Raw genomic sequence first — 23,473 nt, forward strand, 5'->3', positions numbered from 1 at the left:
GTCCAGAAGGAAGCGTGCGTGCTTACACCGGCTTGATGTTCGCTGCTTGCTTGCCCTTCGGGCCCGTCTTCACTTCAAACGTAACCTTTTGGTTTTCTTGCAGCGTCTTGAAGCCTTCCGTGCGGATTTCCGAGAAATGCGCGAACAGATCTTCGCCGCCGCCGTCCGGCGTGATGAAGCCAAAGCCCTTTGCGTCATTGAACCACTTGACGGTACCGGTTTCCATATTACTTGTTCCTAAAGATGGTAAATAAGGCCGAAGCCCAGAGGGTGCATGAAAATCAAGGAAGGGGGTAATGGGACCAACCGGAGTACCGTTGATGGGCGAACTACGAAAGACCAATTCACTCGCCGCTTGAAATCCTGCCCGGACGTTATACGGCCATTTCGAGAGAAGGTCAACCACTCCGCCTGCATCTTTACAATTTTTCGATAGATGGGCGTAATTTTTGCTTACGGAGCTTGTCATTCTTCCGAAAATTTGCCCAGGGAGAACCCTTGATTTCGCTGCAGCAAATGGGTGCAACCGTTAAACTACGCGCCGCGCGCCGGTTGCACCAGAATGGAATGAATCGGTCGCGCAAACATGCGCGTCACCCGAGCGCAGCGCCACAAGCGCTGTCACGTGGTGTCGGCATGCTGCAAACGTGCATGGGGCCTCGGAGTCAGCGCTATATCGCCAACTCCGGCCGACATGCTGCATGGGCCCGGACCACGCGTTAAGGCGCCAGGTCCGGCCGACATAGGAGAAGACGTGAAAAGTTCTATACAACGGAACATCGGGCCGGTCGCCCTGCTGCTGACCGGCTTGGGCTCGATTATCGGATCGGGCTGGCTGTTCGGCGCGTGGAAAGCTGCAAAGATTGCAGGTCCGGCGGCCATTTGTGCATGGGTGATCGGCGCCGTCGTGATTCTGGCGATCGCGTTGACCTATGCCGAACTGGGCGCGATGTTCCCCGAATCCGGCGGCATGGTGCGTTACGCGCGCTATTCGCACGGCGCGCTGGTCGGCTTCGTCAGTGCGTGGGCCAACTGGATCGCCATTGTCTCGGTGATTCCCATCGAGGCCGAAGCTTCCATTCAATATATGAGTACATGGCCTTATCCATGGGCGCATGCGCTATTCGTCGACGGATCATTAACCACTAATGGGTTATTACTGTCGGCAGCACTGGTGATCGTGTATTTCATGCTGAATTACTGGGGCGTGAAACTGTTTGCACGCGCCAATTCGGCGATCACGATTTTTAAGTTCTTGATTCCCGGCGCGACGATTCTCGGCCTGATGCTCACCGGCTTCCATAAGGAAAACTTCGGCGAAGCGAGCACGTTCGCGCCGTACGGCTGGTCGGCCGTGCTGACCGCGGTCGCGACGAGCGGCATCGTGTTCGCGTTCAACGGTTTCCAGAGTCCGGTCAACCTGGCCGGTGAAGCGCGCAATCCGGCGAAGAGCGTGCCGTTCGCAGTGGTCGGCTCGATCCTGCTGGCGCTCGTGATCTACGTGCTGTTGCAGGTCGCGTATATCGGCGCGGTGAATCCGGGCGACGTGATGAAGGGCTGGAGCTACTTCAACTTCGCGTCGCCGTTCGCCGAACTGGCGATCGCGCTGAACCTGAACTGGCTGGCGTTCCTGCTGTATGTCGACGCGTTCGTGAGCCCGAGCGGCACCGGCACGACCTACATGGCGACCACCACCCGGATGATCTACGCGATGGAGCGCAACAACACGATGCCGAAGATGTTCGGCAACGTGCATCCGATCTACGGCGTCCCGCGCCAGGCGATGTGGTTCAACCTGCTGGTGTCGTTCATTTTCCTGTTCTTCTTCCGTGGCTGGAGCTCGCTCGCGGCAGTGATTTCGGTCGCGACCGTGATCTCGTACCTGACCGGCCCGATCAGCCTGATGGCGCTGCGCCGCGCGGCGACGGATCTGGAACGCCCGCTGCATATCCCGGGCATGAAGATCATCGCGCCGTTTGCTTTCGTGTGCGCGTCGCTGATCCTGTACTGGGCCAAGTGGCCGTTGACCGGCGAAATCATTCTGCTGATGGTCGTCGCGTTGCCGGTGTACTTCTACTTCCAGGCCAAATCCGGCTTCAGCGGCTGGGGCCGTGACTTGAAGGCCGCATGGTGGCTGGTCGCTTACCTGCCGGTGATGGCGGTGCTGTCGCTGATCGGCAGCAAAGAGTTCGGCGGCCGGGGCTTCCTGCCTTACGGTTGGGACATGCTGGTGGTGATCGCGTTTTCGCTGGTGTTCTACTACTGGGGTGTGCGTAGCGGCTACCGCTCGGAGTATCTCGAAGAACGTCAGACGCACGACGAAGTGCTCGAAGGCATGGGCGCGCATTAACGCGGCAAGCCTGTCTGGTATGTAAAAAGCCCGCCTGAGTTTTGCTCAGGCGGGCTTTTTAATTGTCACGCCGATATTCGGATCAGGCCGTGCCGAACACATAGTTCGTCATCGCCAGCGACCGCTGGTAAGTGCCGAGCGACTGGATCGCCAGCGAGTAATCGTCGTCGGCTGCGCCCAAGGCGGCGAAAATCGGCAGCAGATGCTCATCGGTCGGATGCATCAGCACCGCGTGCGGAGCCTGGCGACGGTAGTCGAGCAAGGCGTCGATATCGTGCGCGGCGAGCTTTGCCTCGATCCAGTCGGTGAATTCGGCGACACGCGGATCGGCGTCTCCTGGACGCGCCGAAAAATCCGCAGCGCGCAGGTTGTGCGTAATCTGGCCCGAGCCGATCACCATCACGCCGTCGTCCTTCAGCGAACGCAGCGCGCGGCCGACACGGAAATGATGTTCGGCATCCAGGTGCGGCTGGATCGACAACTGCGCGACGGGCACGTCGGCTTCGGGGAACATCAGCAGCATCGGCACCCATGCGCCGTGGTCGAGTCCGTGGGACTGGACATCGGCGAGAATGCCGTGTTCGCCGAGCAGGACTGCGGCGCGCCGGGCGACGTCGGGCGCGCCGGGCGCCGGATACTGAATTTCATACAGCTGACGCGGAAAGCCGTAGAAATCGTGGATCGTCTCGGGCGCCGCGGCGGTGCTCGCCAACGGCTGCGCGGTGCCCCAATGGGCCGACAGCATCAGAATGGATTCGGGACGCGGCAACTGGGCGCTCAGCGTGCCGAATTCGGCGGACGGCAGCGACGGATCGATCGGCAGCGTAGGCGCGCCGTGAGACAGGAAAAGCGACGGTAAGCGGTTCATGTTAGCAACGCGGCCGCGAGGACGCGGCTCGGAAGTGGGGTTGCTATCAATATAGGGGCGTACCGCCGTTTGATAAACGGGCGAAAACGGAATTGATCGTGTCGCGACTGTTGTTAATCCACGCCCCGCAACCCTTGCCATGCCGGCGACATCGCCGGGCCGAGCGCAAACAGGTCCAGCACGCGCGCAACGGTGTGATCGACCATTTCGTCGATCGAAGCAGGCTGGTTGTAGAACGCGGGTAAGGGCGGAAAAATCACGCCACCCATTTCGGTGACGGCGGTCATATTGCGCAGATGCGCGAGATTGAACGGCGTTTCGCGCACCATCAGCACGAGCCGGCGACGCTCTTTCAGCGTGACGTCGGCGGCGCGGGTAATCAGGTTGTCGGAGAAGCCGTGCGCGACGCTCGCGAGCGTTTTCATCGAGCATGGCGCGATCACCATGCCGTCGGTGGCGAACGAGCCGGACGCGATGCTCGCGCCGACGTCGCGCACCGAATGGACGGCATCCGCGAGCGGATGCACGTGTTCTTTGCTCAACTGGAGTTCGTGCTGGATATTGAGCCAGCCCGCGCTCGAAATCAGCAGATGGCTTTCGACGCCGCCGAGCCGACGCAGCGTTTCGAGCAGGCGGATGCCGTAGATCGCACCCGTCGCGCCGGTGATCGCGACGATCAGCCGGCGGGGTGCCGCAGCGCGTGTTTCCATGGCTCGCGGCGCCTCGTCAGAATGAATGCGTGAAACGGGTGTCGGCCGATCAGGCTGCGGCAAACAATTGCTGCAATTCGCCCGATTCGTACATTTCCATCATGATGTCCGATCCGCCGATGAATTCGCCGCCCACATACAACTGCGGAATGGTCGGCCAGTTCGAGAATTGCTTGATGCCCTGGCGGACTTCGTCGTCTTCGAGCACGTTGACGGTCTTGATTTCGCCGACGCCGCACGCCTTCAGGATCTGGATGGCGCGGCCCGAAAAGCCGCACATCGGAAACTGGGCGGTGCCTTTCATGAAGAGGACGACGTTGTTTTCGTCGACGATTTGCTTGATGCGTTGTTGCGTATCCATGACTGACCTTGCGGTTCCGTGATGTGTAGGGGAATAGGCTGAAATGATAGCGGATTTCGTCAAGCCCGGCCGACGCGCGCGTGGACGTTCAGCCCGGCGATTGCCCGCCGCTGATCCGTTCGATGCCGGCGAGATCCCGCTCCGAGCGGACCTGCTCGAAACCTTGCTCCGAAAGCAGCGCACGCACGGCGGCCGCCTGGTCGTAGCCGTGTTCGATCCACAGTACGCCGTTCGCAGCCAGATAGGCGGGCGCACCGGCGACGATCGTGCGGATTGCGCTGAGGCCGTCGGCTTCGTCGGTGAGTGCGCCGCGCGGTTCGAAGCGCAGATCGCCTTGCGACAGATGCGGATCGCCGCTCGCGATATACGGCGGATTGCTGACGATCGCCTCGAAGCGCAATGCCGGGTCCAGCGAGCCGTACCAGTTGCTTTGCAGCAGCCTCACGTCGCCGCCGGGGCGTTTCGAATCGAGAAGGCGCGCCGCATTGCGCGTGGCGACCGCCAGCGCGTCGGCCGAACGGTCCAGCGCCAACATCTGCGCATCGGGCCGCATCGACGCGATGGCCACCGCGATCGCTCCGGTGCCGGTGCCGAGATCGAGCACGCGTGGGCGCGACAGGTTGTCCAACGCGGTCAAAACCGTCTCGACCAGCAATTCGGTTTCGGGACGCGGAATCAGCACGTCCGGCGTCACTTCGAATTCGAGCCCGAAAAATTCGCGCGCGCCGACCAGTTGCGCGACCGGCTCACCGGCGAGCCGGCGCGCTTCGAGCGCACGATATCGCCGCAGCGATAAGTCATCGAGTGCTTCGTCGCCGCGCGTGATCAATTGCGTGTGCCGCCAGCCGAGTACGTGCGTGAGCAGAATCCTCGCTTCGAGCGACGGCAGTGGCGAGGCGCGCAACAGCGCGGCGGGCGTGAGCGCGTCCATCTCGTGTTAGTCCGCGTCGCCGAGCGAAGCCAGCAATTCCGCCTGATGTTCGCTGACCAGCGCCGCGATCAGTTCGTCGAGATCGCCGTCCATGATCGCGTCGAGCCGGTAGAGCGTCAGATTGATCCGATGGTCCGTCAGACGCCCTTGCGGAAAGTTGTAGGTGCGAATCCGTTCCGAACGGTCGCCCGAGCCGATCAGGCTCTTGCGCGTGGCGGCTTCCTTCGCCTGCTGCTCGTGCGCCTGCTTGTCCTTGATGCGCGCGGCCAGCACCTTCAGCGCGCGATCCTTGTTCTTGTGCTGCGAGCGGTCGTCCTGACATTCGACGACGATCCCCGTCGGCAAGTGCGTGACGCGCACGGCCGAATCGGTCTTGTTGATGTGCTGCCCGCCCGCGCCGGACGCGCGGAACGTGTCGATCCGCAGGTCGGCCGGATTGATCTCGACGTCGCCGATTTCGTCCGCTTCCGGCATGACCGCGACCGTACACGCCGACGTATGGATACGGCCCTGCGTTTCCGTTGCCGGCACCCGTTGCACGCGGTGGCCGCCCGACTCGAACTTCAGTTTCGAATACGCGGCGTCGCCGGCGATCCGCACGATCACTTCTTTATAGCCGCCCAGATCCGATTCGCTCGCGGACATCATCTCGACCTGCCAGCGATTGCGCTCGGCAAAGCGCAGATACATGCGCAGCAGGTCGCCGGCGAACAGCGCCGATTCGTCGCCGCCGGTGCCCGCGCGGATTTCGAGGAAGATGTTGCGTTCGTCGTTCGGGTCTTTCGGCAACAGCATTTTCTGCAATTCGCCGCCGAGCTTGTCCATCCGTTCGCGCGCGGCGCGAATCTCTTCTTCCGCGAAATCGCGCATCGACGCGTCGGTCAGCAGTTCCTGCGCGGTCGCGGCGTCGTTCATCGCCTGGCGCCACAGCGCGTAATGCTCGACGACCGGCCCCAGCTCGGCGTGCTCGCGCGTGAGCTTGCGGTATTGGTCGAGATTCGAGGTGACGTCCTCGCGGCTCAACAGGTCGTTCAGTTCGGCCAGCCGGGTAGTGAGCTGGTCGAGCTTGCGTTGCATGCTCGTTTTCATCGGACGGGTTTCGGAGCGAACTCCGGCAAGGACGACGACTAGGGAAGTGGGCGGATGCCCTGATCGGAGAAGCACGTCGCGGGCCACATTCGTGTGGCGCGGACTGCGCGGCGCAGACTGCGCCGCTAACGCTCCGTAGAACCGGAGTGTTTGTAGAAGCCGCTCATCAGTTCGATGAGCGTGTCACGGTTGTCGCTGCTCGCGCGATTGAGCGCGTGCGTCGGGCCGTGAATCAGCTTGTTGGTGAGCGCCTGCGACAGCGCTTCGAGCACCGCCGCCGGATCGTCGCCGCGCGCGAGCATTTTCTGCGCGCGTTCGACTTCGGCGCGGCGCAGCACGTCGGCTTGCGTGTGCATGTGGCGGATCACCGGCACGATGCTGCGCGCGTCGAGCCATTGCATGAAATTCTGCACGCGCGTTTCGATGATCGCTTCGGCCTGCGCGACCGCGGCCTGCCGCGACGCATTGCCTTCGCGGACGATCGCGCCGAGGTCGTCGACGGTGTACAGGAACACGTCTTCGAGCTTGCCGACTTCGGGTTCGATGTCGCGCGGCACGGCCAGATCGACCATGAAGATCGGCCGGTGACGGCGCGCCTTCACCGCCCGCTCGACCGCGCCGAGCCCAATGATCGGCAACGTGGACGCCGTGCACGACACGATGATGTCGAACTCGTGCATCCGCGTGGGCAGTTCGGAGAGCGGGATGGCCCGGCCGTTGAAGCGCTCGGCGAGCCGCGTGCCGCGCTCGGCGGTACGGTTCGCCACCACCAGTTCTTTGGGTTGCTGCGCGGCGAAGTGCGTCGCGCACAGCTCGATCATCTCGCCCGCGCCGATGAACAGTACGCGCTGGTTCGACACCTTGTCGAAAATGCGCTGCGCGAGGCGCACGGCGGCGGCGGCCATCGAAACCGACTGCGCGCCGATCTCAGTGGTGCTGCGCACTTCTTTCGCGACCGCGAACGTGCGCTGGAACAGCTGGTTCAGATAGGTGCCGAGCGCGCCGGCTTCCGAAGCGGTACGCACCGCGTCCTTCATCTGCCCGACGATTTGCGTTTCGCCGAGCACCATCGAATCGAGGCCCGACGCGACGCGGAACGCGTGGCGCACGGCTTCCGACTGCGGCAGCGCGTAGACGTGCGGCGCGAGTTCGCCGATGGGGAGGTTGTGATATTTCGACAGCCACTGAATCGCGGCGTCGCGCGCGGCCTGGTCGTCGGTCGCGCAGTAGAGTTCGGTGCGGTTGCAGGTGGAGAGAATCGCCGCTTCGGGTGCGGTGCGGGCCGTGCGGCCCAGCCATACGCTCTTGAAGGTGTCCAGTGCGGGCTTGATCTGTTCGAGCGGAAACGCCACGCGTTCGCGCAACGCGACAGGCGCAGTGTGGTGATTGATTCCGATCGTTAGAAGCTGCATTTTGGGGAGCGATGGTTTAGCTGAATATTATAGCGTTTTCGGGATTCTTACATTGCGGGGCGCGTCAGCCGGTCGCGATTGCCGCTATCGCCGCGTCCGCCGGGACGGCGTCGAGTTGATACCCGTAGCCATAAAGCGGCGCCAGCGAGTACCCATGTTCGGGGCGCAGTTGCAATTTGGTCCGCACGCGCGACGCATGGGTGTCCACGGTGCGCGACCGTACGTCGCGGCGGCGCGCCCACACCGTTTCCAGAATATGCGCCCGCGACACCGGTCGCGACAGGTTGGTAAACAGCAGTAGCGCGAGACGATATTCCTTCGGCGTCAGGATGACGGTGCGATTGCGGAACGTCACGGCGAAATGCGCGGCGTCGAACGCATAGCCGCCGATCACGTCGCGCCGGCGGTTTTGCGGCCGCCGCAAGCCCGCGCGGCGCAACAACGCGTCGACGCGCGCCAGCATTTCCGGTCCGCGCACGGGTTTGGTCAGGCAGTCGTCGGCGCCGGCATGCAGTGCCGCGACGATCTGGCTTTCGCGCGGTGCGGGCATCAGCACGATCACCGGCAGGTTCGGCAGGATGGAGCGCGCGCGGGGAATCACGTCTTCGGCGGGAAGGTCGCCGGCCCAGTTTTCGGTGATGAGCAGATCGAAGAGTTCGTCTGCGGCGTGCTGCAGGAACGGCGCGCTGGCGGTGAAGTGCTCACACGCATGACCGCCGGCGAAGATCAGCCGGCCGACCAGTTCCGCGTGCCGCAAATCCGGCTCGATAAGGGCGATTCGCATGAGGCGGTGTTCAGCAGGACAACGCCGGAACGAGGCTTTTACGTAAGGCGTACAGCTTGCCTAACCCAACCCCGCCCCCTAAACTCGACCGCTATGCGGGCAGCGCCGTGCTGAACGTTTATAGTGAATGGGACAAAAATGCTAGCTGCCGGGGTGTCTTGCGCCCATGAGACGAATCTGAAACTGCGTAAGGCCTGCCGCTGATGGGGTGGCCCGGAATCGTCGCGCTGGGGGCCGTGATCGGCCTCGCGGGGTGGGGGTTGCACCCGTTGCGCCGCGCGAGTCGCGCGCGCTGGTGGCTCGCGCTGCTGGCCGGCGTGGTGGGCGCGGGTGTCGCGCACATGGCCGGTAACGTAGTGGGTCTTTTTCATGATGGCGATACGCTCGAATGGCCGGTATGTACCGCTGTCGCGTTGATCGCCGTTGCCGTGACGGTCGGCTTGTTGTCCCGTCGATGAATCCTTGCAGGTGACTCCAATGAATGCCCGACTCCCCGACACTTCCCCTATCCCCGAACGGCTCGCGACATTGCGCGACGCCATGGCGCGCGCAGGCGTCGCTGCGTACCTGGTGCCGTCCGCGGATCCGCATCTGTCCGAATATCTGCCCGGACGCTGGCAAGGCCGGCAGTGGCTGTCGGGTTTCACCGGCTCGGCCGGCACGCTGGTCGTCACCGCCGATTTCGCCGGCGTCTGGACCGACAGCCGCTATTGGGAACAGGCGAACGCGCAACTGGCCGGCACCGGCGTGCAGTTGATGAAGATGACCGGCGGCCAGCAAACCGCGCCGCATTTCGACTGGCTCGCGCAGAACGTCGCGGCGGGCGGCTCGGTCGGCGTGGACGGCGCGGTGCTCGGCGTGGCCGCGGCGCGCGCGCTGACTCAGGCGCTCGACGCGCACGGCGTGAAACTGCGCACCGACGTCGATCTGTTCGACGCGATCTGGCCGCAGCGTCCGGCGTTGCCGGCGGATGCCGTGTTCGAGCATGCCGCGCCGCATGCGAGCGTCGCGCGTGCCGAAAAACTCGCGCAGATCCGCAGCGCGATGGCGGAGAAGGGCGCGCAGTGGCACTTCGTTTCCACACTCGACGACCTCGCATGGCTGCTGAACCTGCGCGGCGCGGACGTCAGCTACAACCCGGTGTTCGTTGCGCATGCGCTGATCGGCGTGGACCGCGCCTCGTTGTTCGTCGCCGACGGCAAAGTGCCGCAAGCGCTCGCCGACTCGCTCGCACGCGACGGCATCAGCGTCGAGCCGTATGCAAAGGCGGCGGATGCGCTCGCCGCGCTGCCCGCCGGCAGCACGCTGCTGATCGACCCGCGGCGTATCACGTACGGCTCGTTGCAATCGGTGCCGTCGACGGTCAAGGTGGTCGAAGCAGTGAATCCGTCCACCTTCTTCAAATCGCGCAAGACCGCCGCTGAAGCCGCGCACGTGCGCGCCACGATGGAGCAGGACGGGGCCGCGCTCGCCGAGTTTTTTGCGTGGTTCGAAAGCGCTTTGGGCCGCGAAACGATCACCGAACTCACCGTCGACGAACGCCTGACGGCGGCGCGCGCACGCCGTCCCGGTTTTGTGTCGCTGAGTTTCGCGACGATCGCCGGCTTCAACGCGAACGGCGCGATGCCGCACTACCGCGCCACCGAAGAATCGCATTCGGTGATCGAGGGCCACGGCCTGTTGCTGATCGATTCCGGCGCGCAGTATCTGAGCGGCACGACAGACATCACCCGCGTCGTGCCGATCGGCACGATCAGCGACGCGCAGCGCCGCGATTTCACGATCGTGCTGAAGGGGACGATGGCGTTGTCGCGCGCGACATTCCCGCGCGGCATCCGTTCGCCGATGCTCGATGCGATCGCCCGCGCGCCGATCTGGGAAGCCGGCGCCGATTACGGCCACGGCACCGGTCACGGCGTGGGCTACTTCCTGAACGTGCACGAAGGCCCGCAGGTGATCTCGCACTACGCGCCGGCCGAACCGTGGACCGCGATGGAAGAAGGGATGATCACGTCGGTCGAGCCGGGCATCTACCGGCCGGGCAAGTGGGGCGTGCGGATCGAAAACCTCGTACTGAACGTGCCCGCGGAAAAAACCGAATTCGGCGATTTCCTCAAGTTCGAAACGCTGACGCTGTGCCCGATCGACACGCGCTGTCTCGACCTGTCGCTGTTGCGTGAAGACGAGCGCGCGTGGCTCAACGCGTATCACGAGACGGTGCGCGCGCGGTTGTCGCCGCATGTTTCCGGCGACGCGAAGGCGTGGCTGGCGTTGCGCACCCAACCGATCTGATCGGTTTCAACGAATTTCACCGGATTTCACTGATTTCACTCGTGGAGCGTGCATGACTATCAAGGCAGTGGTGTTCGATTTCGGCGGCGTGCTGATCGACTGGAGTCCGGAGTATGTGTACCGGGAACTGATCCCTGACGAAACCGAGCGCCGCTGGTTTCTGACTCACGTCTGCTCGATGGACTGGGTGATTCGTCAGGACGGCGGTCAGACGATCGTCGAAGCAACGGATGAACTGATCGCGAAGTTTCCCGATCACGCAGCGTTGATCCGCGCGTTCTACGAGCGCTGGCACGAGATGTTGGGCGGCGTGCATGAAGAGGGCGTCGCGATCGTGGAAAAGCTCGAAGCGGCGGATGTGCCGCTGTTCGGGCTGACGAACTGGTCGGCGGAGACGTTCCCGTATGCATGGGAAAATTTCCCGGTGCTGCGGCGGTTTCGCGACATCGTCGTGTCGGGGCGCGTCAAGCTGGTGAAGCCGGATCCGGCGATCTTCGCGGCCATGCGTGAGCGTATCGAGTTGCAATTGCCCGGCTTGCAGCCGGCAGAACTCGTGTTCATCGACGACAACCTGAAGAACGCCGAAGCGGCCACCGCGCTCGGCTGGCATGGCGTGCATCACACGAGCGCGGCGCAAACCGAAGCGAGACTGCGCGAATTGGGCTTGCCGGTTTAGGTAGGTTACCGGGATCGGGCGGCGCGGCGCGCGCGGCTTCGCTTTCGTCAAGCGCGCCGCGATGTCCGCCGGTCTTACTGCCCGAGCAGGTTCTTCAACGCGTTACTCAAGCCCTTCACCGTTTCCCCGGCGCCTTTCGCCACCCCTTCCACACTCACGCCGAGCGTTTTCGCAAAGCCGGCGCCTATGCGCGTCATCAACCCCTCCCGCACCGAAAACTTCGGATCGCGCAAATTGCCGTCCAGCACGAAACGCAGCGTGATGTCGCCGCTATGGGACTTGAGCGCGGCGACCGCGACCCTGGTCGGAATCGACATGAAGGTGTCGAGCGGATTGTCGCTGTCGGCAAGTTGCAGGTTGTGGAGCGTCACCGTGCCGGGCGCGTGCAACTGATAGTTGCGCACCGTCGATTCGACGGTCAGGTCGACCGTGCCGCCCGTCACTTGCGCCTTCGCGCCCGCCTTCTTGATCAGATACGGATCGAGCATCGCGACGTCGATGCCACGCAGTGTGCTGGTGGTCTGCGAGTCCCGCGTGGCGATCTTGATCCAGCCGCCGAACGCGACCGTGCCCGTGTGCGATGGACCTTTGATCGAGCCGGTCACGTTGAGACTGGTCGGTTCGTCGAGCGCGGGCAGATGCAGGTGATCGACCGTCGCGTTCGCGTTGCTGACGGTTACCTGGAAGACCGGCGGTCCCACCGACATGTCGTAGAAATGGAAGTTGCCCTGCTCGAAGCTGATGTGATCGACCAGCTTTTCGCGCGGGGTGGCGGCGGGAGTGCCGCTGGCCGCGTTGGCGTCGTCGCGGTTCACCGAGTCGCGCAGATTCGGCAGCAGACGAATCGAGCCGTCCTTGCCGCGCAACACCGCCATATCGAAGCCGCGCACCACCACGCTGCGGATATGCATACGCCGCGCGATCAGATCGCGGATGTCCGGCGTGACGATGATTTCGTCCGCTCGCAACGGATCGCCGGCCGGCCAGCCGGACGGCGCCTTGAGCAGCACGTTGGTGAGACGAACCGACGTGAGACCGACGTCGATGCTTTCGGCGCTGCCTGACGGGCCGAGCGCCGCGATCACGCGTGCCTTCACTTCACGCTGCGCGAATTGCAGCGCGCCGAGCGCGACGACGATCGACACCAGCACGATGCCACCCACGGCAACGGCCCAGCGTTTGCCTTTCGACATCGCCATGCTTGGTCTCCTCGTTGCCGCGCGTTGCGCGACATGGCTATGGTGCTGTGATGTGTGGTGATGTGCGTTGATGCCGTGGCGGAAGCAGCCCGCCCATCGCATGACAGGCAGGCCGCCGCGCCTCGTTTTTTCCGCGTTTTACCGCGCGATCGGCTTGTAACGCAGACGCTTCGGACGCGCCGCTTCTTCACCCAGACGCGCGCGCTTGTCCGCTTCGTACTCCTGGTAGTTGCCGTCGAAGAACGTGACTTGCGAATCGCCTTCGAACGCGAGGATGTGCGTCGCGATCCGGTCGAGGAACCAGCGATCGTGCGAGATCACCAGCACGGAGCCGGCGAATTCGAGCAGCGCGTCTTCGAGCGCGCGCAGCGTTTCCACATCCAGGTCGTTCGACGGTTCGTCGAGCAGCAGCACGTTGCCGCCCGCGATCAACGTCTTCGCCAGATGCAGCCGGCCGCGCTCACCGCCCGACAGATTGCCGACGATCTTCTGCTGGTCGCCGCCCTTGAAGTTGAAGCGGCCGATGTACGCACGCGACGGCGTTTCGTACTTGCCGACCGTCAGCACGTCCGCCCCGCCGGAGATTTCCTCGAACACGGTCTTGGACGCATCCAGTGCGTCGCGGCTCTGGTCCACGTACGCGAGCTTGACGGTCGGGCCTTGCACGATCTCGCCGGAATCCGGCTGTTCGCGACCGGTCAGCATGCGGAACAGCGTGGACTTACCGGCGCCGTTCGGCCCGATGATGCCGACGATCGCGCCGGCCGGAATCTTGAAGCTCACGTTATCGAGCAGCAGACGGTCGCCGTACGACTTGCTGACGTTCTTGAACTCGATCACTTCATTGCCGAGGCGATCGCCGACCGGGATGAAGATTTCCGAGGTTTCGTTGCGCTTCTGGTAGTCCTGGCTGTTCAGTTCCTCGAAGCGGGCGATCCGCGCCTTCGACTTCGCCTGACGGCCCTTCGGGTTCTGGCGCACCCACTCCAGTTCCTTCTTGATCGCCTTCTGACGCGCCGATTCCGACGACTCTTCCTGCTTCAGGCGCTCTTCCTTCTGGTCGAGCCAACTGCTGTAGTTGCCCTTCCACGGAATACCGTGGCCGCGGTCGAGTTCGAGAATCCATTCGGCGGCGTTGTCGAGGAAGTAACGATCGTGGGTGACCGCGACGACCGTGCCCGGAAAACGCGTGAGGAACTGTTCGAGCCAGTCGACCGATTCCGCGTCCAGGTGGTTGGTCGGCTCGTCGAGCAGCAGCATGTCCGGCTTTTCGAGCAGCAGCTTGCACAGCGCCACGCGGCGTTTTTCGCCGCCCGACAGGTGTTCGATCTTCGCGTCCCAGGCCGGCAGGCGCAGTGCGTCGGCGGCGATTTCGATCTGCTGCTCGGCGTTGCCGCCGTCGCTGGTGGCGAGGATCGCTTCGTACTTCGCCTGCTCGGCGGCGAGCGCGTCGAAGTCCGCGTCCGGCTCCGCGTAGGCCGCGTAGATTTCATCGAGCTTCTTCTGCGCGTTGAAGACGTCGCCGAGACCTTCTTCCACCGCTTCGCGCACTGTCTTGTTCGGGTCGAGTTGCGGTTCCTGCGGCAGATAGCCAATGTTCAGATTCGGCATCGGCGTGGCTTCGCCTTCGATGTCCTTGTCCACACCGGCCATGATGCGGATCAGCGTCGACTTGCCCGAACCGTTCAGGCCGAGCAGGCCGATCTTCGCACCGGGAAAAAACGACAGCGAGATGTCTTTCAGGATTTGACGCTTGGGCGGCACGATCTTGCCGACCCGGTTCATGGTGAAGACGTATTGGGCCATTTGCTTGCAATAGACGTTGACGACGCCGGCCGCGTGGGGGCGGGCGGTCGTGGGTGGATGGGTAATCGGTGTTATGACCGGGCAGTGCGCCCGGCGCCGACCGGCGCTGCGTCGGGTGCGGCGCCGAACTTCGCGACGCCCCGCGCGCCGGCGGGTGGTTCAGGTGGCATTGTACTTCGGGGTGGGGGTGAGGCGGCAGAGGGTGGCCGTCCTGGCGTCAGGTCGCGCGGCTTTGGCCGGAGCGTGGTGGGTCGAGTGCGGCTCAAGGCCTGGGGCTCATGGCGGATGCTTCAAAGTCTCGAACATCAAAGCCTCGAGCTGCAAACCCTCAAAGCCAGTCGGCGACCCCGCCGTGTCGCGAACACGTGCCGCTGCGATGCCGGCTGAAGCTGTAGGTGCCATCGCGGCACCGTGCGGTCGCGCCTGCCGGCACCTTGCCGGACAGCGAACGGGCCGGCGCGTGAACGGCGTTGCCGTCGCGGTTGGTGTAGCTGTTGTGATTGCTGAGATCGGCTTCGTCGGACGCGTTGCCCGGCGCCACGTATGCGAACGCGGACGAGGCGCTGAACAGCAGGGCGGCCGCCACGGCCACGTAGGGCCGCAAACGGCTCAAGGCAAAACGCTTCATGGTCTTTTAATGTCGTTATGGTGTCCGCAGCCGCGCGTGCGTCGCGCCGATGCTCAGTTCGCGCGCCGTCCCGTCGACGGATCGAAGAAATGCAGATGCTGCGCGGGCAGCGCGACCTGCAATGCCTCGCTGGCCGCCGGCCGGTGCGTGTGCGGCAAACGGACGGTGACGTCGTGCTTGCCCCAGCGGCCATGCACGAGGTTGTCGGCGCCGAGCAGCTCGCACGAATCGACGGTGAGCGTGGCGTGCGGCGCGTCGGCCTGACCCGGCGTCATGTGCTCGGGGCGGATGCCCAGCGTCCATTCGCGTCCCTTGGCCACTTCGCGGCCGATCGCCGCGACGCCTGTCAGCGGCAGCTTCGGACCGTTGCCGGCGACATCGAACGTCGAGCCGTCGTCCGACACGCGGCCGTCCAGCAGACTCATCCCCGGCGAACCGATGAAGCTCGCGACGAACACCGTCGCCGGCCGCTCGTACACGTCGGTGGGCGCGCCGATCTGCTCGGCGTGACCCTTGTTCATCACGATCACGCGTTGTGCGAGCGTCATCGCTTCGATCTGGTCGTGCGTCACGTAGAGGCTCGTGGTGGCGAGCCGTGCGTGCAGGCGTTGAATCTCGAGACGCATCTGCACGCGCAGTCGCGCATCGAGATTCGACAACGGCTCGTCGAACAGAAACACCGCCGGTTCGCGCACGATCGCACGGCCCATCGCGACGCGCTGGCGTTGACCGCCGGACAGCTCACGCGGCTTGCGCGCGAGCAGCGGTTCGAGTTCGAGAATCTGCGCCGCACCTTGCACGCGCCGGTCGATCTGCGCGCGTTCCACACCCGCGATTTTCAGCGCATAGCCCATGTTCTCGGCCACGCTCATATGCGGATACAGCGCGTAGTTCTGGAACACCATCGCGATGTTGCGGTCCTTCGGCTCCAGCCGGTTGACCACCTTGCCGGCGATCGAGATGTTGCCTTCGGACACGCTTTCCAGTCCCGCCACCATTCGCAGCAGGGTGGATTTGCCGCAACCGGACGGGCCGACCATCACGACGAATTCGCCGTCCGCGACATCGACGTCGATGCCGTGCAGCACGAACTGTTTGCCGTCGTAAGTTTTTTTAACGCCTTGCAGAGTCAGTGCAGCCATACTGTTTTAGCCTTTCGTAGCGTGCGGCGCGAAGCGCGCGATGTTGCTGTTCCAATCGATGTTCGATGCCGAAGCCCGGCTTGCTGTGCGAATCACTTTTCCGAATCCACCAGCCCGCGCACGAACCAGCGCTGCATCGTCAGCACGACGACGAGCGGCGGCAGCATGGCGAGCAGCGTGGCGGTCATCACGAGATGCCATTCGGTGGCGGTGTCGCCGGTCGCGATCATGCTCTTGATGCCGACCACCGCGGTGGTCAGCGATTGCTGGCTCGTGATCAGGATCGGCCACAGGTATTGGTTCCAGCCGTAAATGAAGGTGATCACGAACAGCGCCGCCATGTTCGTCTTCGACAACGGCAGCACCACGTCCCAGAAGAAACGCAGCGCGCCCGCGCCGTCGATCCGCGCCGCTTCCATCAGTTCGTCGGGCAGCGTCATGAAGAACTGCCGGAACAGGAACGTGGCGGTGGCCGACGCGATCAGCGGCAAGGTCAGGCCGCTATACGTATTGCTCAGATGCATCGACGACACGACCTGCACCGTCGGGAAAATCCGCACTTCGACCGGCAGCATCAGCGTGATGAAGATCAGCCAGAACGACAGATTGCGGAACGGAAAGCGGAAGAACACGATCGCGTACGCGGAGATCATGGAAATCGCGATCTTGCCGATCGAGATCACCAGCGCCATCACGAGGCTGTTGAACAGCATGCGGCCGAACGGCGCTGCCGCATTGCCGCTGCCGTGCGACCAGACGGTTGCGACGTTCTCGAACAGATGCGTGCTCGGCACGAGCGACAGCGGCACGCTGAACACCTCGTGCTCGCTCATCGTCGCCGCGCAGAACGCGACGTACACGGGAAACACCACCAGCAGGACGCCGAGAATCAGCACCGCGTGGCAGAAGAGGTCGAAACCGCGACGGTTCTCGATCATGAGTATTGAACCCTGCGTTCGATGAAGCGGAATTGCACGACCGTCAATGCGACGACGATCACCATCAGCACGACCGATTGCGCGCCGGAACTGCCGATGTCGAGGCCCTGAAAGCCCTCGGCGAAAATCTTGTAGATCAGCGTGCGGGTGGATTGCGCGGGACCGCCGCCGGTTGCGGCGTCGATCACCGGGAAGGTGTCGAAGAATGCGTACGTGATGTTGATCACCAGCAGGAAGAAGCTGGTCGGCGACAGCAGCGGCAACGCGATGCCGAAGAAGCGCCGCACCGGGCCGGCGCCGTCGATCGCGGCCGCTTCGATCAGCGAGCGCGGAATCGCCTGCAAGCCGGCGTAGAAGAACAGAAAGTTATAGCTGACCTGCTTCCATACCGACGCGAGCACCACGAGAAACATCGCCTGGCCCGCGTTCAGCGCGTGATTCCACACAATGCCGTGCTTCGCCAGCGTGTACGTGACGAGCCCGATACTCGGATTGAACAGGAACGACCACAGCACGGCGGCAATCGCGGGCGCGACTGCGTACGGCCAGATCAACAGTGTTTGATAGGTCTTTGCGCCGCGTGTGACGCGATCCGCGCAGACGGCCAGCAACAGCGAGATCACCAGTCCGGACACGGTGACCAGCGTGCAGAAAATGATCGTCGTTTCGAACGACGACAGGTACAGCGGATCGGCGAACAACTGCTTGAAATTGGCGAGCCCGACAAACTCGCTCGACGTGCCGAACGCGTCCTGACTTTGCGTGGACTGCCAGAGCGCCTCGCCGGCCGGCCACAGAAAGAACAGAAACGTGATCAGCAGTTGCGGCGCAACGAGCAGGTAGGGCAGTACGCTGGTGCCGAAGCTGGAGCGCTTTTCCATCGAAGATTCCCAGGTTTTGCTGCATGACGGGTTCCGGCGCGAATGCGCCGGAACCCTGCCGGCTAATGCTTAGGGTGCTTGTAGTGCTTTTCGTACTTCTGGTCCTGATACGGCCTAGCTACCGGCTTTCTCGAAACGGCGCAGCAGTTCGTTGCCACGCGACACGGACGAGTCGAGCGCCTCTTGCGGCGTCTTCTTCTGTGCCCACACCTGTTCGAGTTCTTCGTCGATGATCGTGCGGATCTGCGGCATGTTGCCCAGACGCAGACCCTTCGTGAACGGCAGAGGCGGCTTGTTGAGCATCTGCTTGATCGCGGTGTCGCTGCCCGGGTTCTTCTCGTAGAAGCCTTGCTGTTGCGTCAGCTGATACGCGGCCGTGGTGACCGGCAGATAGCCGGTGTCCTGGTGCCACTTTGCGGCGACCGGCGCCGACGACAGATACGCGAGGAATTGCGCGACGCCCTTGTACACCGCCGGATCCTTGCCCGACAGCACCCACAGGCTTGCACCGCCGATGATCGCGTTCTGCGGCGCGCCCTTCACGTTCGCGTCGTACGGCATCATGCCGGTGCCGAAGTCGAACTTCGCGTACTTCTTGATGGTGGCGAGCGAGCCCGACGAGTTCGTGATGATCCCGCAGTCGCCGCTATAGAACTTCGACACCGGTTCGTCCTTGCGGCCGACGTAGGTGAACGTGCCTTCCTTTTCCATGTTCTGCAGGAACTGGATGTGCGCGACCTGCAGCGGCTTGTTGAAGTCGAGTTGCGCGTCGGCGCCGTCGAAGCCATTGTTCTTCGTCGCGAACGGCGCGCCGTGCCAGGCGCTGTAGTTCTCGAGCTGAATCCAGCTTTGCCAGCCGGACGAATAGCCGCATGCCATGCCCGACGCCTTCAGCTTCTGCGCGTCGACCTGCAATTCAGCCCACGTTTTCGGCGGCTGGTTCGGATCGAGGCCGGCCTTCTTGAACGCGTCCTTGTTGTAGTACAGCACCGGGGTGGAGCTGTTGAACGGCATCGAGAGCAGGCCGCCGGTTTTGGAGTCGCTGTAATAGCTCGCGATGGTCGGCACGAAGGCCTTGACGTCGAGCGGCACGCCGGCTTGCTTGAACACGTCCGAGACCGGGATGACCGCTTTCTTCGCCTGCATCATCGTGGCGGTGCCGACTTCGTAGACCTGCAGGATGGCCGGCGCGTTGCCGCTGCGATACGCGGCGATGCCGGCGGCGAGCGTCTGGTCGTAGCTGCCCTTGTAGACCGGCACGATCTTGTATTCGGTCTGCGACGCGTTGAACGCGTTGGCGATGTCGTTCAGACGTTCGCCCAGCGCGGCTTCCATCCCGTGCCAGAACTGGATTTCAGTGGCGGCTTGAGCGGCCTGGCTGAGGCCGAGGCTCAACACGGCTGCGATTGATAGCGAACGGAAAAGCGGTTTACAACTCATCGATTTATCTCCAGGTCGGAAAGGGCGCAAAGGCGAATCGCGCGATTCTATTTGTGTTCGATGACAGTCCGGCGACGGTGGCTGGCCTTTTGCGTATGCTTTTTGATTTGTGCAGACCCCGCAATTTAACATTGCTGTCACAAAACGAAAATAATCGGCGTCAGAACGGACTCTGCTGCGGTGCCATTCTGCGGTAGTTTGCTGGACGCGACGATGTGGGTTCGGGCAAGATGGGCGGCGCGCCGAGGGCGTGGTTGGAATGGCGGGCTGGGGCGGCTGGCCACGTGTCGCGCAATGAGTTTATTAATCAGGATTCCAGATTGTGAGTTCACTGAAAAGCTGGGTGTGCGGTTCGATCGTGGGGCTCATGGCGGCGGGTTGCGCTGTGCCGCCGATCTCCACCGGCAATGGGTCGGCGTCGGTGGCATCGTTGCCGAAGATCATCGCGCATCGCGGCGGCACCGGCGACGCGCCCGAAAATACGCTCGAAGCGATTCGCCAGTCGATCGCGCACGGTGCCGACGCGATGTGGCTCACCGTGCAGTTGAGCAAGGACGGCATACCCGTGCTGTTCCGCCCCACCGACTTGTCGGCGCTGACCGACGCGAGCGGTCCGGTCTCGGCGCGCACTGCCGCGGAGTTGACGCAGGTGAACGCGGGTTGGCGTTTTCAGCGCGACGGCGCCTATCCGTATCGTGCTCATCCGGTCGGTATTCCCACGTTGCGTGATGCGCTGCGCGCGCTTCCTCCTCGCATGCCGGTCGTCCTCGATATGAAAGCGCTGCCTGCCGCGCCGCAGGCTCAGGCAGTCGCGCGGGTGCTGGACGAGGAGGGCGCATGGTCGCGCGTGTCGATCTATTCGACCGAGGCGGAATATCAGCAGAGCTTCGCCGCCTATCCGCAGGCAAGGCTGTTCGAATCGCGCGATGCGACGCGCGGTCGGCTCGTGCGCGTGCTGCTCGATCAGGGCTGTGTGGATGCGCCCGCGGAACACGCGTCGGCCGCGTTCGAGCTGCATCGGGCGCTGACGGTGGTGGAGAAGTTCACGCTGGGAGAAGGGCGTTCCGATGTGCAGGCGACGTTGTGGACGCCCGCTACGGTCGCTTGCTTCAGGCAGAAGCCTGACGTGCATATTGTCGCCATCGCGGTGAACGATGCGGACGATTACCGGACGGCTGCATGTCTCGGGATCGATGCAGTGCTGGCGGATTCGCCGCTGAAGATGGTGGCCGTCAAGGATGCGCTCACGTTGCCGCTGCGGTGTGAGGCGGCTAAATCGACGGATGCGCGGTAAACGGAAAAGCCCGCATCGAGCGGGCTTTTCGTTATTCATTTGAGGCCAGGTTGCGGGCAAACAGCCCGCGTGGCCAACTTCTCGTGCGGAAGCTGAACGCTTAGACGTTGAACAGGAAGTTCATCACGTCGCCGTCGTGCACCACGTATTCCTTGCCTTCCGCGCGCATCTTGCCGGCTTCCTTCGCGCCTTGCTCACCCTTATAAGTGATGAAGTCGTTGAACGCGATCGTCTGCGCGCGAATGAAGCCGCGCTCGAAGTCCGTGTGGATCGCGCCCGCTGCCTGCGGCGCCGTATCGCCGATGTGGATCGTCCACGCGCGCACTTCCTTCACGCCGGCCGTGAAGTAGGTTTGCAGGCCCAGCAGCTTGAAACCCGCGCGGATCACGCGGTTCAGGCCCGGCTCTTCCATGCCCATGTCGGCGAGGAACACTTCCATATCCGCTTCGTCGAGGTCGGCGATTTCGGCTTCGATCGCTGCGCACACGGCCACCACCGGCGCGCCTTCCGCTGCGGCGAACTTCGTGACCGCGTCCAGATGCGGGTTGTTCTCGAAGCCGTCGTCCTTCACGTTCGCGACGTACATGGTCGGCTTCGCGGTGATCAGGCAGAACGGCTTGAGCGTGGCCTTTTCTTCATCCGACAGATCGAGCGCGCGGACCGGCTTGGCCTGGTCGAGCTGCGCGCGGACCTTTTCGAGCACGGCGGCGTTCTTCGCGGCTTCCTTGTCGTTGCCCGACTTGGCGGCCTTCGAATAGCGCGTCAGCGCCTTTTCGACGGTCGCGAGGTCGGCGAGCGCCAGTTCGGTGTTGATCACTTCGATGTCCGACAGCGGATCGACCTTGTTCGCGACGTGGATCACGTTGTCGTCTTCGAAACAGCGCACCACGTGCGTGATCGCATCGGTTTCTCGGATGTTCGCGAGGAACTGGTTGCCGAGGCCTTCCCCCTTGCTCGCGCCGGCCACCAGACCCGCGATGTCGACGAACTCGACCACCGCCGGCAGAATGCGCTCCGGCTTGACGATGTCGGCGAGCGCCTTTAGGCGCGCATCCGGCACTTCGACGATACCGACGTTCGGCTCGATCGTGCAGAACGGGTAGTTCTCGGCCGCGATGCCCGCCTTGGTCAGCGCATTGAACAGAGTGGACTTGCCGACGTTAGGCAAGCCGACGATGCCGCATTTGAGGCTCATGGAAATCCTTCAGTGATTCAGTAAGTTGCGTGATGCGCTCGACGCTGTGTGCAGGATTCGGGAAGCCTTCGCGGTGGCGTGGCGGGAAAGCGCAGCGGAGCGGGACAAGACACCGGAACGGACACCGGCTGAGCGGTGATTCAACCGCTGTTCAACGTTACGGGCGAGTTTTGTCACGGAAAGCGCGATTGTAACCCGTCCTAACGCGTCCGCCCCGGCCGGCCCGATCCGTCCCCCGCAACCCCCACGGCTATAATGCGCGGATGAACGCACACCATCAGACCTTTGATGTCGCCGTGATCGGCGGCGGGCTCGTCGGCAAGACCGCGGCGCTTGCGCTGACGCAAGGCGGACTGCGCGTGGCGCTGCTCGCGCAGCCGTGCGCGCCGCTGCCGCCGGGCACCACTTTCGACTCGCGCGTGTATGCGCTGTCGTCGAGTTCGCAGGCGCTGCTGGAGCGCTTGCGGGTCTGGCAGGCGCTCGATCTGGCGAAGCTCGGTCCCGTGTACGACATGCGCGTGTTCGGCGATGCGCACGCCGAACTCCATTTCTCCGCATTCCAGGCTTCGGTGCCGCAACTGGCGTGGATCGTCGAGTCGTCGGTGATCGAACGCGCGCTGGATGCCGCGTTGCGTTTCCAGCCGAACCTCACGTGGATCGATACGCGCGCGCAGGCGCTCGACCTCGGCGCCGAAGGCGCGAGCGTCGGTCTCGCGAACGGCAGCGTGCTGGCGGCCGATCTGGTGGTCGGTGCGGACGGCGCGCATTCGTGGGTCCGCGCGCAGATCGGTTCGAAGATGGACCGGCGCGACTACAAGCAGACCGGCGTGGTCGCCAATTTCAAGGTGGAAAAGCCGCACGGCGAAACCGCGCACCAATGGTTCAGGAACGGCGAGATCATCGCGATGTTGCCAATGCCCGATGGTCACGCGTCGCTGGTGTGGTCGGCGCGCACCGAACACGCAGCGGAACTGCTCGCGCTCGATCCGGCGCAACTGGCGGCCGAGGTGGAGCGCGTAACGGGCGGCCAGTTCGGCGCGCTCGACTGCGTGACGCCCGCGCAAGGTTTCCCGCTCGCGCTGCAAACCGTCGACAGACTGGTGGCGCCGCGCGTCGCGCTGGTCGGCGATGCCGCGCATCTGATTCATCCGCTGGCGGGCCAGGGCATGAATCTCGGTTTGCGCGACGTGGCGGCGCTCGCCGAAACGGTCGCAGGGAAGGAAGCGTTCCGCGATCTCGGCGACCTGGTGCTGCTGCGCCGCTACGAGCGCGCCCGTCGCGAAGACATCCGCGCACTGATGATCGCTACCGACGGTCTGCAAAAACTTTTCGCCGCGCCCGGTCCGTTCGCCAAGGTGCTGCGCAATACCGGTATGGCCTTCGTCGGCGCGCAGCCGTTCATCAAGCGCTGGCTGGTGTCGGCCGCGCTTGGATAAGCGGCCGCCTCACGGCGCCGCCGCCCGCTATGCGGGCCGGC

At 63.7% G+C, this 23,473-nt stretch carries 22 protein-coding genes; 6 read left to right on the top strand and 16 right to left on the bottom strand.

Annotated features, from left to right (window positions below):
- Positions 1-22: 22 nt before the first annotated feature.
- The gene (locus PQQ51_RS17950; RefSeq protein WP_007180251.1) at positions 23-226 is read right to left on the bottom strand and encodes a cold-shock protein; all 204 of its coding nucleotides are present in this window, start codon (positions 224-226) and stop codon (positions 23-25) included.
- Positions 227-754: 528 nt separating this feature from the next.
- Here PQQ51_RS17950 and PQQ51_RS17955 point away from each other — a divergent pair.
- On the top strand, positions 755-2,350 hold the full coding sequence (locus PQQ51_RS17955) for an APC family permease (protein ID WP_408498122.1): 1,596 nt from the start codon (positions 755-757) through the stop codon (positions 2,348-2,350).
- A gap of 82 nt (positions 2,351-2,432) precedes the next feature.
- On the opposite strand, the gene PQQ51_RS17960 is transcribed toward PQQ51_RS17955, so the two are convergent.
- From PQQ51_RS17960 to PQQ51_RS17990, 7 genes are all read right to left on the bottom strand, one after another.
- Complete coding sequence (locus PQQ51_RS17960) at positions 2,433-3,218, bottom strand: DODA-type extradiol aromatic ring-opening family dioxygenase (RefSeq protein WP_408498123.1); 786 nt, start codon at positions 3,216-3,218, stop codon at positions 2,433-2,435.
- A gap of 113 nt (positions 3,219-3,331) precedes the next feature.
- Entirely contained in the window at positions 3,332-3,928 is a 597-nt protein-coding gene (locus PQQ51_RS17965; protein WP_408498124.1) for a UbiX family flavin prenyltransferase, read from the bottom strand.
- Between the two features lie 49 nt (positions 3,929-3,977).
- Positions 3,978-4,289 (bottom strand): Grx4 family monothiol glutaredoxin, encoded by a 312-nt coding sequence (gene grxD / locus PQQ51_RS17970; protein ID WP_345811910.1) that lies wholly within the window; start codon positions 4,287-4,289, stop codon positions 3,978-3,980.
- 88 nt (positions 4,290-4,377) lie between these two features.
- Positions 4,378-5,220 carry a peptide chain release factor N(5)-glutamine methyltransferase gene (gene prmC, locus PQQ51_RS17975; RefSeq protein ID WP_408498125.1) on the bottom strand — a complete coding sequence of 281 codons (843 nt, stop codon included), beginning with the start codon at positions 5,218-5,220 and terminating at the stop codon, positions 4,378-4,380.
- Between the two features lie 6 nt (positions 5,221-5,226).
- Positions 5,227-6,309, bottom strand: a complete 1,083-nt coding sequence (gene prfA, locus PQQ51_RS17980) for a peptide chain release factor 1 (protein ID WP_408498126.1) — start codon at positions 6,307-6,309, stop codon at positions 5,227-5,229.
- A 125-nt stretch (positions 6,310-6,434) separates the two neighbouring features.
- Positions 6,435-7,721, bottom strand: coding sequence for a glutamyl-tRNA reductase (hemA, locus tag PQQ51_RS17985; protein WP_408498127.1), 1,287 nt, complete (start codon positions 7,719-7,721; stop codon positions 6,435-6,437).
- Positions 7,722-7,785: 64 nt separating this feature from the next.
- On the bottom strand, positions 7,786-8,505 hold the full coding sequence (locus tag PQQ51_RS17990) for a response regulator transcription factor (protein ID WP_408498128.1): 720 nt from the start codon (positions 8,503-8,505) through the stop codon (positions 7,786-7,788).
- A 203-nt stretch (positions 8,506-8,708) separates the two neighbouring features.
- On the opposite strand from PQQ51_RS17990, the gene PQQ51_RS17995 reads away from it, so the two are divergent.
- From PQQ51_RS17995 to PQQ51_RS18005, 3 genes are read left to right on the top strand one after another with little or no spacing between them, the layout of a single operon-like run.
- Positions 8,709-8,963 (top strand): hypothetical protein, encoded by a 255-nt coding sequence (locus PQQ51_RS17995; protein ID WP_408498129.1) that lies wholly within the window; start codon positions 8,709-8,711, stop codon positions 8,961-8,963.
- Between the two features lie 19 nt (positions 8,964-8,982).
- Entirely contained in the window at positions 8,983-10,797 is a 1,815-nt protein-coding gene (locus tag PQQ51_RS18000) for an aminopeptidase P family protein (RefSeq protein WP_408498130.1), read from the top strand.
- 52 nt (positions 10,798-10,849) lie between these two features.
- Positions 10,850-11,473 (top strand): HAD family hydrolase, encoded by a 624-nt coding sequence (locus PQQ51_RS18005; protein WP_408498131.1) that lies wholly within the window; start codon positions 10,850-10,852, stop codon positions 11,471-11,473.
- Between the two features lie 74 nt (positions 11,474-11,547).
- Here PQQ51_RS18005 and PQQ51_RS18010 read toward each other — a convergent pair whose 3' ends face one another.
- The 7 genes from PQQ51_RS18010 to ugpB form a co-directional block, all read right to left on the bottom strand.
- Positions 11,548-12,672: a DUF748 domain-containing protein gene (locus PQQ51_RS18010; protein WP_408498132.1), complete on the bottom strand. Its 1,125-nt coding sequence runs from the start codon at positions 12,670-12,672 to the stop codon at positions 11,548-11,550.
- Between the two features lie 138 nt (positions 12,673-12,810).
- The gene (gene ettA / locus PQQ51_RS18015) at positions 12,811-14,478 is read right to left on the bottom strand and encodes an energy-dependent translational throttle protein EttA (protein ID WP_408498133.1); all 1,668 of its coding nucleotides are present in this window, start codon (positions 14,476-14,478) and stop codon (positions 12,811-12,813) included.
- Between the two features lie 328 nt (positions 14,479-14,806).
- Positions 14,807-15,106 (bottom strand): DUF3761 domain-containing protein, encoded by a 300-nt coding sequence (locus PQQ51_RS18020; RefSeq protein WP_408498134.1) that lies wholly within the window; start codon positions 15,104-15,106, stop codon positions 14,807-14,809.
- A gap of 53 nt (positions 15,107-15,159) precedes the next feature.
- The gene (locus tag PQQ51_RS18025; protein ID WP_408498135.1) at positions 15,160-16,248 is read right to left on the bottom strand and encodes a sn-glycerol-3-phosphate import ATP-binding protein UgpC; all 1,089 of its coding nucleotides are present in this window, start codon (positions 16,246-16,248) and stop codon (positions 15,160-15,162) included.
- Between the two features lie 92 nt (positions 16,249-16,340).
- Positions 16,341-17,186 (bottom strand): sn-glycerol-3-phosphate ABC transporter permease UgpE, encoded by an 846-nt coding sequence (gene ugpE, locus PQQ51_RS18030; protein WP_408498136.1) that lies wholly within the window; start codon positions 17,184-17,186, stop codon positions 16,341-16,343.
- Positions 17,183-18,067: a sn-glycerol-3-phosphate ABC transporter permease UgpA gene (gene ugpA / locus PQQ51_RS18035; RefSeq protein WP_408498137.1), complete on the bottom strand. Its 885-nt coding sequence runs from the start codon at positions 18,065-18,067 to the stop codon at positions 17,183-17,185. The genes ugpE and ugpA overlap by 4 nt, the downstream gene beginning before the upstream one ends.
- A gap of 114 nt (positions 18,068-18,181) precedes the next feature.
- Positions 18,182-19,507 (bottom strand): sn-glycerol-3-phosphate ABC transporter substrate-binding protein UgpB, encoded by a 1,326-nt coding sequence (ugpB, locus tag PQQ51_RS18040; RefSeq protein WP_408498138.1) that lies wholly within the window; start codon positions 19,505-19,507, stop codon positions 18,182-18,184.
- 367 nt (positions 19,508-19,874) lie between these two features.
- Here ugpB and PQQ51_RS18045 point away from each other — a divergent pair, with 367 nt between their 5' ends.
- Positions 19,875-20,801, top strand: coding sequence for a glycerophosphodiester phosphodiesterase family protein (locus PQQ51_RS18045; RefSeq protein WP_408498166.1), 927 nt, complete (start codon positions 19,875-19,877; stop codon positions 20,799-20,801).
- A 100-nt stretch (positions 20,802-20,901) separates the two neighbouring features.
- Here the strand turns inward: PQQ51_RS18045 and ychF are convergent, their stop codons facing one another.
- Positions 20,902-21,996 carry a redox-regulated ATPase YchF gene (gene ychF, locus PQQ51_RS18050; protein ID WP_408498139.1) on the bottom strand — a complete coding sequence of 365 codons (1,095 nt, stop codon included), beginning with the start codon at positions 21,994-21,996 and terminating at the stop codon, positions 20,902-20,904.
- Between the two features lie 263 nt (positions 21,997-22,259).
- Here ychF and PQQ51_RS18055 point away from each other — a divergent pair, with 263 nt between their 5' ends.
- On the top strand, positions 22,260-23,432 hold the full coding sequence (locus PQQ51_RS18055) for a UbiH/UbiF family hydroxylase (protein WP_408498141.1): 1,173 nt from the start codon (positions 22,260-22,262) through the stop codon (positions 23,430-23,432).
- The last annotated feature ends 41 nt before the right edge of the window (positions 23,433-23,473 follow it).

Source organism: Paraburkholderia xenovorans, assembly GCF_046030735.1.
Taxonomy (GTDB): domain Bacteria; phylum Pseudomonadota; class Gammaproteobacteria; order Burkholderiales; family Burkholderiaceae; genus Paraburkholderia; species Paraburkholderia xenovorans_A.

Coding starts and splice junctions, on each gene's coding strand:
- PQQ51_RS17950 (WP_007180251.1), bottom strand. CDS start 226: ATGGAAACCGGTACCGTCAAGTGGTTCAATGACGCAAAGGGCTTTGGC.
- PQQ51_RS17960 (WP_408498123.1), bottom strand. CDS start 3,218: ATGAACCGCTTACCGTCGCTTTTCCTGTCTCACGGCGCGCCTACGCTG.
- PQQ51_RS17965 (WP_408498124.1), bottom strand. CDS start 3,928: ATGGAAACACGCGCTGCGGCACCCCGCCGGCTGATCGTCGCGATCACC.
- grxD (WP_345811910.1), bottom strand. CDS start 4,289: ATGGATACGCAACAACGCATCAAGCAAATCGTCGACGAAAACAACGTC.
- prmC (WP_408498125.1), bottom strand. CDS start 5,220: ATGGACGCGCTCACGCCCGCCGCGCTGTTGCGCGCCTCGCCACTGCCG.
- prfA (WP_408498126.1), bottom strand. CDS start 6,309: ATGAAAACGAGCATGCAACGCAAGCTCGACCAGCTCACTACCCGGCTG.
- hemA (WP_408498127.1), bottom strand. CDS start 7,721: ATGCAGCTTCTAACGATCGGAATCAATCACCACACTGCGCCTGTCGCG.
- PQQ51_RS17990 (WP_408498128.1), bottom strand. CDS start 8,505: ATGCGAATCGCCCTTATCGAGCCGGATTTGCGGCACGCGGAACTGGTC.
- PQQ51_RS17995 (WP_408498129.1), top strand. CDS start 8,709: ATGGGGTGGCCCGGAATCGTCGCGCTGGGGGCCGTGATCGGCCTCGCG.
- PQQ51_RS18000 (WP_408498130.1), top strand. CDS start 8,983: ATGAATGCCCGACTCCCCGACACTTCCCCTATCCCCGAACGGCTCGCG.
- PQQ51_RS18005 (WP_408498131.1), top strand. CDS start 10,850: ATGACTATCAAGGCAGTGGTGTTCGATTTCGGCGGCGTGCTGATCGAC.
- PQQ51_RS18010 (WP_408498132.1), bottom strand. CDS start 12,672: ATGGCGATGTCGAAAGGCAAACGCTGGGCCGTTGCCGTGGGTGGCATC.
- ettA (WP_408498133.1), bottom strand. CDS start 14,478: ATGGCCCAATACGTCTTCACCATGAACCGGGTCGGCAAGATCGTGCCG.
- PQQ51_RS18020 (WP_408498134.1), bottom strand. CDS start 15,106: ATGAAGCGTTTTGCCTTGAGCCGTTTGCGGCCCTACGTGGCCGTGGCG.
- PQQ51_RS18025 (WP_408498135.1), bottom strand. CDS start 16,248: ATGGCTGCACTGACTCTGCAAGGCGTTAAAAAAACTTACGACGGCAAA.
- ugpE (WP_408498136.1), bottom strand. CDS start 17,186: ATGATCGAGAACCGTCGCGGTTTCGACCTCTTCTGCCACGCGGTGCTG.
- ugpA (WP_408498137.1), bottom strand. CDS start 18,067: ATGGAAAAGCGCTCCAGCTTCGGCACCAGCGTACTGCCCTACCTGCTC.
- ugpB (WP_408498138.1), bottom strand. CDS start 19,507: ATGAGTTGTAAACCGCTTTTCCGTTCGCTATCAATCGCAGCCGTGTTG.
- PQQ51_RS18045 (WP_408498166.1), top strand. CDS start 19,875: ATGGCGGCGGGTTGCGCTGTGCCGCCGATCTCCACCGGCAATGGGTCG.
- ychF (WP_408498139.1), bottom strand. CDS start 21,996: ATGAGCCTCAAATGCGGCATCGTCGGCTTGCCTAACGTCGGCAAGTCC.
- PQQ51_RS18055 (WP_408498141.1), top strand. CDS start 22,260: ATGAACGCACACCATCAGACCTTTGATGTCGCCGTGATCGGCGGCGGG.